Source organism: Streptococcus dentapri (genome assembly GCF_042649885.1).
In the GTDB taxonomy this organism is placed as follows: Bacteria; Bacillota; Bacilli; order Lactobacillales; family Streptococcaceae; genus Streptococcus; species Streptococcus dentapri.
Genome location: NZ_JBHSAC010000074.1, coordinates 18826 through 32566, shown reverse-complemented (window position 1 = coordinate 32566; position 13741 = coordinate 18826). Strand labels below are relative to the sequence as shown.

Annotated in this window: 12 protein-coding genes and 1 other RNA gene; 2 read left to right on the top strand and 11 right to left on the bottom strand. The window is 41.2% G+C overall.

Going from position 1 to position 13741, the window contains the following annotated elements; all coding sequences use genetic code 11:
- Positions 1–112: 112 nt before the first annotated feature.
- From ACFOSE_RS08815 to ACFOSE_RS08775, 9 genes are all read right to left on the bottom strand, one after another.
- Positions 113–1462 (bottom strand): glucose-6-phosphate isomerase, encoded by a 1350-nt coding sequence (locus ACFOSE_RS08815; protein ID WP_380432545.1) that lies wholly within the window; start codon positions 1460–1462, stop codon positions 113–115.
- A gap of 132 nt (positions 1463–1594) precedes the next feature.
- Positions 1595–1692, bottom strand: an RNA gene (ffs, locus tag ACFOSE_RS08810) — signal recognition particle sRNA small type.
- Positions 1693–1851: 159 nt separating this feature from the next.
- Complete coding sequence (tadA, locus tag ACFOSE_RS08805) at positions 1852–2328, bottom strand: tRNA adenosine(34) deaminase TadA (RefSeq protein WP_380432543.1); 477 nt, start codon at positions 2326–2328, stop codon at positions 1852–1854.
- Complete coding sequence (locus tag ACFOSE_RS08800) at positions 2328–3104, bottom strand: MBL fold metallo-hydrolase (RefSeq protein ID WP_380432541.1); 777 nt, start codon at positions 3102–3104, stop codon at positions 2328–2330. The genes tadA and ACFOSE_RS08800 overlap by 1 nt, the downstream gene beginning before the upstream one ends.
- Positions 3105–3233: 129 nt before the next feature.
- Positions 3234–5096, bottom strand: coding sequence for a proline--tRNA ligase (locus ACFOSE_RS08795; protein WP_380432539.1), 1863 nt, complete (start codon positions 5094–5096; stop codon positions 3234–3236).
- Positions 5097–5190: 94 nt separating this feature from the next.
- Positions 5191–6456: an RIP metalloprotease RseP gene (gene rseP / locus ACFOSE_RS08790; RefSeq protein WP_380432537.1), complete on the bottom strand. Its 1266-nt coding sequence runs from the start codon at positions 6454–6456 to the stop codon at positions 5191–5193.
- Positions 6457–6570: 114 nt separating this feature from the next.
- Entirely contained in the window at positions 6571–7365 is a 795-nt protein-coding gene (locus ACFOSE_RS08785; RefSeq protein ID WP_380432535.1) for a phosphatidate cytidylyltransferase, read from the bottom strand.
- Positions 7366–7379: 14 nt separating this feature from the next.
- Positions 7380–8129 carry an isoprenyl transferase gene (locus ACFOSE_RS08780; RefSeq protein WP_380432534.1) on the bottom strand — a complete coding sequence of 250 codons (750 nt, stop codon included), beginning with the start codon at positions 8127–8129 and terminating at the stop codon, positions 7380–7382.
- Positions 8130–8302: 173 nt separating this feature from the next.
- The gene (locus tag ACFOSE_RS08775) at positions 8303–8617 is read right to left on the bottom strand and encodes a preprotein translocase subunit YajC (RefSeq protein ID WP_380432532.1); all 315 of its coding nucleotides are present in this window, start codon (positions 8615–8617) and stop codon (positions 8303–8305) included.
- Between the two features lie 264 nt (positions 8618–8881).
- On the opposite strand from ACFOSE_RS08775, the gene hslO reads away from it, so the two are divergent.
- Both hslO and dusB read left to right on the top strand, forming a co-directional pair.
- Positions 8882–9754, top strand: a complete 873-nt coding sequence (gene hslO / locus ACFOSE_RS08770; RefSeq protein ID WP_380432530.1) for an Hsp33 family molecular chaperone HslO — start codon at positions 8882–8884, stop codon at positions 9752–9754.
- On the top strand, positions 9741–10721 hold the full coding sequence (gene dusB, locus ACFOSE_RS08765) for a tRNA dihydrouridine synthase DusB (protein ID WP_380432528.1): 981 nt from the start codon (positions 9741–9743) through the stop codon (positions 10719–10721). Before hslO ends, dusB begins: the two co-directional genes overlap by 14 nt.
- Positions 10722–10770: 49 nt before the next feature.
- On the opposite strand, the gene ACFOSE_RS08760 is transcribed toward dusB, so the two are convergent.
- Entirely contained in the window at positions 10771–13212 is a 2442-nt protein-coding gene (locus tag ACFOSE_RS08760; protein WP_380432526.1) for an ATP-dependent Clp protease ATP-binding subunit, read from the bottom strand.
- On the bottom strand, positions 13205–13672 hold the full coding sequence (locus ACFOSE_RS08755) for a CtsR family transcriptional regulator (protein ID WP_380432525.1): 468 nt from the start codon (positions 13670–13672) through the stop codon (positions 13205–13207). The genes ACFOSE_RS08760 and ACFOSE_RS08755 overlap by 8 nt, the downstream gene beginning before the upstream one ends.
- Between the last annotated feature and the right edge of the window lie 69 nt (positions 13673–13741).

The following is a 13741-nucleotide window of genomic DNA, read 5'->3' as shown; positions in this document are numbered from 1 at the left end:
TCCATTTTTCATCTTAAAGATAAGAGACACCAAAAAAGACAAACCTCCAAAAAGAAGTTTGTCTTCGGTCTGAACAATTTCCAAAAGGAAATTGTTTTTTTTTACTTATATCTTACAAACGGGCATTCAATTCTGCACTGAGATCTTCAAATCCGGGTTTACCAAGAAGAGCAAACATATTTTTCTTATAGGCTTCAACACCTGGTTGGTCAAACGGATTAACCCCATTGAGATAGCCTGAGAGACCAATAGCCAATTCAAAGAAGTAAATGGTATAACCTAGAGTGAATTCATTCTGCTCAGGAATGGTGATGAAAGTATTAGGAACCGCACCATCTGTATGCGCTAAGAGTACTCCGTCTGTCGCTTTTTTATTAACAAAATCAACATCTTTTCCTTGAAGATAGCCAAGACCGTCAAGATCCTCTGCTAATTCAGGGATGGTGATATTTTTACGTGGTTTTTTAACACGCACAACGGTTTCAAAAATGTTACGATAACCTTCTTGGATGAATTGTCCCAGCGAGTGAAGGTCTGTTGAGAAATTAGCGGAGGTTGGGTAAATACCTTTTTGGTCTTTACCTTCTGACTCACCAGCCAACTGTTTCCACCATTCACCAAAATATTGTAGCGACGGCTCATAGTTAGCCAAAATTTCAGTAACATAACCTTTGCGGTAGAGAATGTTACGAACAGCTGCATATTGGTAAGCAATATTCTCAGAAATATTATCTGAGCTTAACTCTTTACGAGCTGTGTTAGCACCTTCCATCAAGGCAGTGATATCAGCACCAGAAGCTGCAATTGGTAAGAGACCTACTGCTGTGAGAACCGAGAAACGCCCCCCAACATTATCTGGGACAACAAAGGTTTCCCAGCCGTTAGTATTCGCTTCAACCTTAACGGCACCGCGGGCTTTATCAGTGGTTGCATAGATACGTCTGTTGGCTTCTTCTTGACCGTATTTTTTTATCAGGAGTTCCTTGAAAACACGAAAAGCAATCGCTGGTTCGGTCGTTGTTCCTGATTTTGAAATGACATTGACTGAGAAATCTTTGTCCGCAACATACTCAACAAGATCAGCAAGATAGGTTGATGAAATTGAGTTTCCGGCATAAAGAATTTGCGGCGCTTTACGCTGTTCAGCTGTCTGAAAATTGATGAAATGATTATTTAAGAAATCAATAGCAGCTTTAGCGCCAAGATAAGATCCACCAATACCGATAACAACAAGGACTTCACTGTCAGATTGGATCTTGTTAGCCGCTTCCAAAATACGGGCAAACTCTTCTCTATCGTAGTTTTCTGGAAGGTCCAGCCAGCCTAGAAAATCTGATCCTGGTCCACTAGCTTGACGCAAAAAAGCGTCTGCTGCACTGACCTGTGCTTGCATATAGTCTATTTCATGTGGTGCAATAAATTGATCTAAGACTTTTGAATAATCAAATGTAATGTGTGTCATCTTAGGATACTCCTCTATAAATTCAGTATACTTACCTAGTTTACTCTTTTCTTCCCTATTTTTCAATGTTTTTAGACTCTTTTTATCAAAAAAGAAAACGGTTGCTATTTCTCAAAAATGGATACAAAAGCTCTTTGAAAATTAAAAAGAGCACACACCTTACATCGCTTAGGGCTGCTGGATTCCTCCCCTGACCCACTTCACGCGAAGATGTTGCTCCAAAAAGTATTATAGCATAATTTGTGTTCTATGCCAACTCAATGAATTTTGATGGTATTCAAAGACTCCGGCCTGAAAGAGGATTACTTTATCAAAAGTCTAACGAAGATAAGAATTGCTGAGAAAAAGAGTGTTGATCCTATTAAGGATTACCTTTTAGCTTTCATTTTCTACTCCTTCTTTATCCGTCTTTTCCGAAAAAAATCTTTCATAATGCTAGCGCAGTCCTCCTTTAAAATACCTGTTTCCACCTCAACGCGATGATTTAGACGCTCATCCCTGAGAATATTATAAAGGCTACCTGCAGCACCAAATTTTTGATTATTAGCTCCATAAATGACCTGCGGAATCCTAGCCAGACCGATTGCGCCACTACACATGACACAAGGCTCAATCGTCACAAAAAGGGCGGTGTCAGGCAAGCGCCAATTTCCCATCTTGGTATTAGCTTCTTCAATAGCCATAATTTCTGCATGCATGATGGCCTGATTCAATTCTTCACGCGCATTATGTCCACATCCAATGATTTCTTTATCTTTAACAATAACACAACCTATGGGAATTTCTTCTTTAGCTAAGGATTTCTGAGCCTCTTTCAGAGCTTGAGCCATGAAATATTCTTTTTCCTTATGGGTAAAATCAGTCATCAAATAGCTCCTAAATCCCAAGATTTATGCGGATCAGCTATTTCTACCGGTATATTTTTAACATATTTCTCCGTTTGATTTTTCAAAACTTCCAGATGATGCTCAGGCTCGATTTCTTCCGGTGGTAATGGTGGTACATGAGTTAAAACTAATTTTTTGACACCAGATTCGGTTGCAATTTCTCCAGCTTCTTTGCTTGTTAAATGAGCGATATGATTTTCATTGCCTTCATAAAGGTAAACATCAGCTAAGAAAAGATCTGCACCAGCCGTGAAATTTGACAGCTCAGCAAAATAACCTGTATCCCCAGTAAAAACAAGTACTTGACCAGTAGAGCGTTCGACAATGCGAAAAGCATAGCAAGGTACTGGATGGATAGTCTTTATAAAACTAATATCAAAAGGTCCAATTTGCTCCACGCCTTTGACATCATAAGCAATCCCTTGTGATACGCCATTCATGGTCAATTTTGCAAATTCGTAAGCATCCTCATCATGACCGTAGATTGGCAGGACTTTAGGTTGCCACAAGTGTTTAGGATAGAGTTGGAAATAATGGCGAAGAACACCTAAATCAGCGACATGATCAGGGTGATAGTGACTGATAATAACCGCATCTAAGTCCAAGGGACTGATTTCTTTTTCTAATTCCGTCACAGCTCGACTGCCACAATCCATCAGTAATTGAAAGCCATCCTGACCGGTAATAAGATAAGAAGTTGTCCCACCTTCACGATAAGGATACGCTCCCCAGCAACCCAATGTTGTTAATTTCATAAAATCACCTTCTTCGTTATTAGTAGCTTTATTATAACAAAACTAAGGCTAGGTAGGAAAATTTTTTAAGGTAAGAAAACAAACTGCACCCAGCTTGAATCCAATTCAAGTCTAAGGTGCAGCTCATCACTAATCTACATCTTTTGTTAAAATTTCTAGAGTTTCTAATAGATTTTCGGCGTTAACCTCAATGGTATCACCACTAGCTTTAATCTTAACCTCTACAATATCCTCAGCAGCTTTTTTACCAACTGTAACACGAATAGGCAAACCGATAAGATCGCTGTCAGAGAATTTTGATCCAACGCGTTCATTACGATCGTCAGTCAAAACTTCATAACCAGCTGATATTAATTGTCCTTCGAGCTTATTTGTCAGTGCCTGCGCATCAGCATCCTTAACATTAACTGTGATTAAATGCACATCAAAAGGTGCTAATTCCTTAGGGAAATTGATTCCCCAAGCATAGCGAAAATCACCTTTTGGTGTTTTATTGATAAATAGACGCGCATGTTGCTCGATGACAGCTGATAGAATACGACTAACACCGATACCGTAACTTCCCATAATAATTGGAACAGAACGACCATTTTCATCAAGAATAGTTGCTCCCATACTATCAGAGTAACGCGTACCTAATTTGAAAATATGACCGATTTCAATACCACGTGCAAACTTTAGGACACCTTGGCCATCAGGTGATATTTCACCCTCTTTAACTTCGCGTACATCTACATAAGCAGATGGGGTAAAATCGCGTTCTGGATTGGCACCAGTCAAATGGTAACCATTTTCATTGGCACCAACGACTGCATTAGTAAGATCCTGAACTTTACGGTCAGCAATAATAGTGATATCCTCTGCCAAACCGATCGGCCCAAGTGAACCAAAATCAGCACCAAAAACAGCTCTTGCCTGCTCTTGGGTCGCTGGCTCAAGGAAATCAGCAGCCAAGTAGTTTTTGAGTTTGACATCATTGACCTGATCATTACCTACCAAAAGGACGACAAGAGGTTTCTCATCAGCAATGAAGAGGAGAGTCTTGATTGTTTTTGACTCATCAACCTGTAAAAAGGCTGCTACATCATCAATGGACTTACAATTCGGCGTTTCAACCTTTGTTAGTTCTGCTTGAGTTCCAACAGCTGTATTTGACTTGTATTGACTAGTAGCCATTTCCAGATTGGCTGCATAGCCTGATTGGTCAGAATAAGCAATCGTATCTTCACCAGAAATCAGCCAATTATTCAATTCTGCTTGAACACCAGCAAGGACATCCTCTGGAATCTCGTCGATAGAGGCAATGGATTTATCTAAAACTAGCCAATGATTTAAATCAGTACGATCCGGTGTCACAGCCATAAACTCTTGACTGTCTTTACCTCCCATAGCTCCACCATCACCGATAATCGCTTTGAAGTCTAGACCGGCCCGGATGAAGATGGCTTCATAAGCTCTACGATAGTTCTCATAAGCTTGATCCAGACTTTCATAAGTGGCGTGGAAACTATAACCATCCTTCATGATAAATTCACGTGTTCTGAGCAAGCCATTACGAGGACGCTTTTCATCACGATACTTAGGTTGAATCTGATACAGGTTCATTGGCAACTGCTTGTAAGATTTGATAGAGTCGCGAATAATAGCCGTAAAAGTCTCTTCATGCGTTGGTCCCAAGATAAAATCAGCATTATCACGATTTTTTAACTTGTAAAGGTCATCACCGTAGGTATCATATCGACCCGACTCGCGCCATAAATCAGCTGTTAAAAGCGCCGGAGCTAACATTTCAACTGCACCAATTTTTTCAAACTCCTGACGCATAATGGTTTTAAATTTTTCGATTACGCGATTGGCTAATGGCAGGTAAGAGTAAACTCCCGAAGTCACTTGACGCACATAGCCAGCACGTACCATCAGAGCGTGGCTGATGACTTGAGCATCACTTGGCATTTCACGAAGTGTTGGGATCAGCATTTGAGATTGTTTCATAGTTATCTTTGCTTGAGTGTAGCTTAGCTATACTCAAGAATTTCCTTTCAATGATATTGATTGTTCCTTAGACAAAATTAAAATTTAGCAGTCATTAGAAGAAGGCCCGCATGATGTCATTCCATGTTACAGCAACCATCAATAGTAACATAAAAACAACACCAACCAAGGTAATATAGGTCTCCGTCTCTTGTTTCAGAGGCTTACGGCGGAGCGCTTCAATGATGTTGATGACAATTTTACCACCATCGAGAACAGGGATTGGAAATAGATTGACGACCCCTAAGTTCATTGATAGCATGCCCATCAGGTATAAAACATTGGTGAAACCAGATTGAGAGGCCTGACCAACCATTTGATACATAGCAACTGGCCCCCCCAGCTTATTGAGACTGAAATTAGTAACGAGATTACCCAGAGCCTTAATAAGAGCTGTCATAGCTAGGAAGGCTTGTTTAAAGCCTCCAGTGAGCTTAGCCCAGAAACTCGTTTTTAGAGTCGGCTGAACACCAATTAAGTAGCTCCCATTTGTTTTTTGGGGTATCACTTCAACCTTGCGGGTAGATCCTTTAGTATTTTTAATTGTAAGGCTGATGGACTCACCTTTTTTAAGTCCCTTTGTCGAGCTTGAAACCGCCTCGGTCAAATCTTCCCAATTAGTGATTTTACGATCTTCAACAGCTAAAATTTTATCACCATTTTTGACACCAGCAACTTGGGCAGCACCATTGTCAGTAACCCGAACAGCATTGCTGTTTTCATTAGGTACTCCACCTTGGAGGAAGACCAAGAGAACAAGAACCAGAGTCCCTAAAATAAAATTATTCATAGGACCAGCAAAGTTGGTTATCATTTTACCTAAAACGCTGGCATTCTGATACTGAACATCCAGTGGCGCAATCCGCAATTCGGTCCCATCTTCTTCCACAATAGTCGCATCATGGTCCACCTTATAGGTCGTGGTTTTATCTAAAACTACTCCCGTGAGACTGAGTTTATCTTCTAAGTCGTAACTAGTGATATTGATGGGAAGGCTATTGCTGTCCAGTTGCTTGCCAGAAAGATTAATGCGGGTAACAACCCCTTCATCATTCAGAGTCAGACTAGCTGGACTGCCCGTCTTTATCTCAGTTGTATCATCTCCCCAGCCAGCCATGCGAACATAACCTCCTAATGGCAGGATTCGAATGGTATAGGCTGTCCCGTCTTTTCCTGTATGCGCAAAAATTTTGGGCCCCATTCCGATAGCAAATTCCCTAACCAGAATACCGGATTTCTTGGCGAAATAGAAATGGCCAAATTCATGGACCACTACTAAAATACCAAAAACAATGATAAATACAATAATATTTAAAAGCATCCTTATACCTCTACGTGACAATGAGGTTGGGACTCCATGTTCCAACCTCTTTACAACTATGTTTTAGAGACATAGAAATTGCCACCAATTCTTCGCTTTCTTTACCTAATCTTATCAAAATAGACCAAAGAAGTGCATAATCGGGAAGACAAAAATCATACTGTCAAAACGATCTAAAATTCCGCCATGTCCAGGAATAAGCTTACCGGAATCCTTAACACCAAAATGACGCTTGATAGCACTTTCTACTAGATCGCCAAACTGGGCAAAAACACTGAAAACAATAACTAGAATCAGCATGACCAAAAAGGATTTTGGACTGTAAACGGACTTATCAATCAGCATAAATACTAGAGAAACAACTAAGGCTGAAAGAATACCGCCGAGACTCCCCTCAATGGTTTTGTTGGGCGAAACAGCTGGCAGTAATTTATTGCGCCCCAACTGACGTCCAATCATATAAGCACCAATATCTGTTGCCCAAACAATAAAGATAGCAAAGAGCACTTTGCTGACGCTGTCTAAGCGGGCATTGACCAAATTTTGGAAGCCAAAACCGACATAAACAGCTGAAGCAATAGGGAAAATGGCATCATCAAAGGAATAGGACTGGCTATTAAAAACTGTTCCAGCTAGAATCATAAAACTAATGAGACCAAAGCAAGTCCAGCTAGCATCCAAAGGTAAAAAAGTCAGATAGTTTCCTATTGGTACTGTAAGAACAAAAGCCGCTAACATAGCTAGAACTCCCTCAAAAGAAAAGATCTCTAACCCCTTCATTTTAAAGAGTTCTGTCATAGCAATCATTGCTAAGGCACCGACAAATAGCTGAAAGGGGAGATTTCCTATAGCTAGGAAAGCCAGAAAAATAACCCCAGCAATTCCTCCATAGATAACTCGTTCACGCATACTTTCTTCTCCTTTTATAGGCCACCAAAGCGACGCTGGCGACGGTTAAATTCTCTAATAGCCGCAACCAACTGCTCCTGGTTAAAGTCTGGCCATAGGACATCTGTAAAATAAAATTCACTGTAGGCTGCCTGCCAAGGCAGAAAATTACTGAGACGCAATTCCCCACTCGTCCTGATAATCAAATCTGGATCACGGTAAAGAAAGGGGAGTTTATTAGTCATGAGATGATTGGCAATCAGATCCTCAGTAATATTGTCAGGACTCAAATCAGCTTCTAAAACCTCTTGAGCAATTTCCTTAACAGCTGTGGTAATCTCTGCACGGCCACCATAATTAAGAGCAAAGTTCAAAACCAAACCAGAATTGTGTTTGGTTTTATCACAGGCCCGCTTCATCGCATCAAAAGTCTCCGCAGGCAATTCACTCGTATCGCCGATAACCTCAACACGAACATTATTTTTATCCAATTCTGGGACATATTTATCGAAAAACTCGACTGGCAAATTCATGATAAACTTAACCTCATCAGCAGGACGAGACCAGTTTTCGGTTGAAAAAGCATAAACGGTTAAAACCTTAACGCCCAGTTCAGAGGCTTTAATCGTTACCTTCTGCAGAGCATCCATTCCAGCCTTGTGTCCCATAACACGTGGTTGTAGATGTTTCTTAGCCCAGCGACCATTGCCGTCCATTATAATACCAATATGCTTGGGAATTGTTCCTAGGCTCAATGCCTGCTCTTTTTTTCTAAATTTAAACATAGTACTTCCTATTGCTATACTCTTTAATAGTCTACCATAAATCCAGCAACTTTGCACCTTTAGCCACCACTAAAGCCAAAGATAAAAAGCTAAGAAAAAAAGATAGAAAATCTTAACCCGCCTAAATATTTAAGTATTGGAAAAAGGCTGAATGTCCCAGCCCTTTTCCAATATTATTCCTCGATAGCCGACTCTGAAGATTCAGCTTCTTCAGCCTTGTCTTGAGCTGGCTCTGTTTCTTCAGTCGTCAAGCTGTCAACTGCTTTAGTTTCTGACGCCGGCGAAGAAAGGATATTCAAGATTGAGCGCTCTAAGTCAAACGTTAAATAAACGCCATCAGCATCCAAAGTGATACGATTATTATCATGATCCACTTCGTCAACAATCGCAATCAAACCTCCGATGGTCTCAACCTCTGCTCCTTTTACAAGGCTATTCATACGCTTGGTACGAGCAGCAGCCTGTTTCTTTTGAGCACGGGAATTCATAAAGAACATCCCTAAAAGGAATATAAGTAAAATAGCTATAGCTGGCATTCTTGTCCCTCCAATATGTCTTTAGCCATTACTATATCAAATTTTAGGAGGGGAGGCAAGAAAACTTTTACTTATCATTGGTGATTTCTTCTTTGAATGCCTACTATCAAAAAATCGCTCCAAGCTTAATGATTGTATCTCAATAAATTGAGCCATCGACCTTTTTAATTCACCAGCTATATTCATCTTAAGCTTTTATGCTATAATAAATACACTATGGATAAACTCATCAAAACAATTGCGAAGTCCGGTTCCTTCCGGGCTTATGTGTTGGATAGCACTCAAACTGTCCGAACATCTCAAGAAAAGCATCAAACCCTATCATCATCAACAGTGGCGCTCGGCCGAACTTTGATTGCCAACCAAATCTTAGCTGCCAATCAAAAAGGTAAGTCTAAAGTCACCCTTAAAATTATCGGTAATGGTTCTTTTGGTCATATTATTTCGGTTGCCGATACAGCTGGACACGTCAAGGGCTATATTCAAAACTCCGGAGTGGATATTAAAAAAACGGCCAGCGGTGAAGTCTTAGTTGGACCCTTCATGGGACAAGGGCAATTTGTGGCAATCATTGACTATGGAATTGGTCGCCCCTATACATCTACAACTCCTCTAGTCTCAGGCGAAATTGGAGAAGATTTTACTTATTTTTTAAGCGAAAGTGAGCAAATTCCTTGCGCTGTTGGCCTCAACGTCCTGCTTGATCAAGACGATAAGGTTAAGGTTGCCGGTGGTTTCATGCTACAGGCTCTACCAGAGGCTGACGAGACAGAGATTAGACGTTTTGAAAAACGCATACAAAACATGCCAGCAATCTCGACACTGCTGGAAGCTGAAAATCCTACCCAAGCTTTGATTGAAGCAATTTATGCTGAAGAGGCTTATAAGATATTATCTGAAGAAGAACTCAGCTTTGCCTGTGACTGCACACGTGAACGCTTCACAGAGGCTCTCAGAACCTTAGCCCTTGAAGAGCTTGAAGCCATGAAGGAAGAAGACCAGGGAGCTGAAATCATTTGCCAATTCTGTGGCAAAGCCTATACCTTTAATGAAAAAGATCTGGAGGAAATCATCAGTGACAAAGCTTAATTCATCATTCATGATTGGAAATATCGAAATCCCCCACCGCACTGTCCTAGCTCCCATGGCAGGTGTAACCAATTCTGCTTTTCGAACCATTGCCAAAGAATTCGGAGCCGGACTTGTCGTTATGGAAATGGTATCTGACAAGGGGATCCAGTACAATAACGAAAAAACCTTACACATGCTTCATATTGATGAAGGTGAGCATCCTGTTTCTATCCAGCTTTTCGGTAGCGATGGAAACAGTTTAGCACGTGCTGCCGAATTTATCCAGGAGAATACCAAAACGGATCTTGTTGATATCAATATGGGCTGCCCTGTGAATAAAGTCGTAAAGAATGAAGCTGGAGCTATGTGGCTAAAGGATCCTGAAAAAATTTATCAGGTTGTCAAAACAGTTAAATCCGTTCTTGAGATTCCTTTAACTGTAAAAATGCGGACAGGCTGGGCCGATAGCTCATTGGCCGTCGAGAATGCCTTAGCAGCTGAATCAGCCGGGGTGGCCGCCCTTGCTATGCACGGACGGACCCGCGAACAGATGTATACAGGTAGCTGTGATCATGAAACCTTGGCGCGTGTGGCTAAGGAAATCAAAAGCATTCCTTTCATTGGTAATGGTGATGTCAAGACTGTTCAAGACGCTAAGTTTATGATTGAAGAAGTGGGAACTGATGCGGTTATGATTGGTCGCGGAGCTCTTAATAATCCTTATCTTTTCACACAGATCAATCACTTCTTTGAGACAGGGAAGATCCTGCCTAATCTAACCTTTGATGAAAAATTGGCTGTTGCATTTGAGCATCTAACACGACTAGTCAATCTTAAGGGAGAGAGTATTGCGGTACGTGAATTCCGTGGCTTAGCCCCCTATTATCTACGCGGTACCTCTGGTGCGGCTAAAATTCGTGGAGCAGTCTCCCGAGCAGTTACTGTAGCTGAGGTTAAAGATATTTTTGATAGTGTCCCTAGTTAACAACGAATAAAGCCCCATCCAGGTAGATTTACCTAGATGGGGCTTTATTTTAAACTACTGTAAATTTGAGTCTGCCAGCAAGACTACCAATTTTGATAGTTTCACCTGCTGTTAATTCTCCTGATAGTAGTAATTCGGATAACTTATCTTCAACCTCGGTTTGGATCCTGCGACGCAACGGCCGCGCTCCCATCTCAGGATCGTAACCATTTTCGGCTAAATGCTTGAGAGCCGCTGGTTGTATTTTGAGCGTTATTCCCTTATCAGCCAATGTTTTTTCCAAAGGTTTAACCATCAATTTAACAACCCCACACATATTTTCAGGAGTTAAACTGTGGAAAACAATCTTCTCATCAATTCGATTGATAAATTCAGGTCTATAGGTCTTTTTGAGCTCTTCTAAAATACGTGACTGCATAGCGTCATAGTCTTGACTCAGGTCTTTGGCACCAAACCCAACCGTCTTATCATCACGTAGAGCCGTCGCTCCCACATTACTGGTCATAATGATTAGAGTATTAGAAAAATCTACCTTACGCCCACGACTATCAGTTAGCACCCCATCATCGAGTACCTGTAACAAGATATTAAAGATATCGGGATGGGCTTTTTCCACCTCATCAAAGAGCAGAACAGAGTAAGGCTTGTTACGGACTTTTTCGGTCAGTTCCCCACCCTCTTCGTAACCCACATAGCCTGGAGGAGCTCCATTGAGACGACTAGCCGCAAATTTTTCCATATATTCAGACATATCGAAGCGAATTAGAGCGGATTCATCATCAAAGAGCAGTTCAGCCAAAGCCTTGGCCAATTCCGTTTTGCCGACACCTGTCGGCCCCAAAAACATGAAGGAACCAATTGGACGTTTACCTGTACGAATACCAGATTGGTTGCGACGAATAGCTCGAGCTACCGCTGATACTGCATCGTCCTGACCAATAACACGCTTATGTAGTTCTTTTTCCAAATTGAGATAGCGCTGATTATCAGCCTGAGTCATCTTCTCTACTGGGATACCAGATAGCTTACTCAAGGTGTACATGATATTATCAGCCGTTACAGGTACGGGTTTTCTAACCTTAATGTGCGATTCTTTGGCAAGAAGAGGACCTACAGCTTTGATATTCCCTGCTAGCAAAGCTTCATCAGCTTCGCTCAAGTAGGCTGGCGCTGACTTTTTAACTGTATTTTGTACCATAGCACTAGCTTCATCTAATAAGTCAATCGCAGAGTCTGGCAATTTTTTACTGGTCAAATAGCGATGGGCTGCTTTGACTGCTGTAAGAGCAGCTTGGTCTGAAATACTAACATTATGGTAGTTCTCATAGCTGGATTTTAAGCCGAGTAAAATCTGATAGGCTTCATCAACCGTTGGCTCTTCAATCAGAACACGGGCAAAACGGCGAGAAAGGGCAGCATCTTTTTCAATATGCTTAGAATATTCTTCCTGAGTTGTTGCCCCAATCATGTGCAGAGTCCCACGAGAAAGGGCAGGTTTCAAGATATTGGCGGCATCTAAGGTGCTGTCAATACCACTGCCAGAGCCCATAATGGTATGAACCTCATCAACAAAGAGGATGATATGACCATCTACCTCGATATCATCAATAATCTGATTCATACGCTCTTCGAAATCCCCACGAAAACGAGTCCCCGCTACTACCGACATCATATCTAATTCCAAAATACGAAAATCAGCTAATTCATAAGGTACTTCTCCGTCGGCGATGCGCTGAGCTAGGCCGTAAGCTAGAGCAGTTTTACCAACACCAGCATCCCCCACCAGAACTGGATTATTCTTGGTTTTACGGCTGAGAATCTGCAAGATACGAGTCACCTCTTCCTCACGCCCCACAACCTTTTCCAACTTACCCTGAACAGCTAAGGCGGTCAAATCACGAGTGAAATCTTCGAGATCTCCTGCAGTAGGCTGTGGCTTCACCATATCAGTGAAATTACCAGCAGTTTTTTTATTGGGCTTGGCTAAGTCAAATATAGCTTTGACATCCTCCTTTGAAAAACCAGCATAGCGCTCCAAAACCTTGCGTAAATCTATGAGCCGCAACTTATCATCGCCTTCATCTTGAAAATGAAAACCAATTTGTTCTAAAATACGAGCTGCTAGATTATCTCTGATAAATAGAATAGCCATTAAGACATGCTCACTACCAATTTCCTGAGCTTTAACAGCTCCTGCAATACGCTCTGCATAGGCTAAGACTCGTGTCAAGCCCAAAGAATCAGGAAGTCGTCGCTCAACATTTACTGTTTTCAAAGGTTTGCGACGTATCACCAAGATAGCCGCATCTTCATACTCATCTAAATCATGTTGATCCGCAAAATCCGAAAAAGTGAGATGGGCTACGGTTTCATCAATATCCACCATTGCTAAAAGAACGTGCCAGGTCTCTAAAAACTGACTTTGAAAACGCGCCGCCTGATACTGAGCGCGGCTGAATATCTCCTGCATTTTAGGGGAATAATCAATCATTTGGATTTCCCTTTCTATCTAGTCGTTGAATTATTTTTCGCAACATTCGGGCACGGGTTCGGGTAGCATCTTCTCCTAGAACATCATCTGAGGCTGATGCTAGAATAATATTTCCCTCACGTTCACTGATAATTTCTTGTTCATAAAGTTGTTGAATTAAATCGTCGAAAACTTGTTCACTGATATTTTCTTCAATTGAGTTGGCCAAAGCTCCCAAAAGGTGATGCTTATCTGAGAAAGCAACCTTAGCGATGCGGATGTAGCCACCACCTCCACGCTTACTCTCAACTACATAACCCCGACTTTCAGTAAAACGGGTTTTAATAACATAGTTGATCTGACTAGGTACAACATCAAAAGAATGAGCTAAATGTGAGCGTTTTAGCTCAACTATTCCTGACTGAGCTAAAATGTTTTTGATGTATTCTTCAATACTGTCTGAAGTATTTTTTATGGGCATAGCACATCTTCCTATCTTTGACTAACTTTGACTATTATACCTTAAAAGGAGAATTTTGAAAAGTTTTAA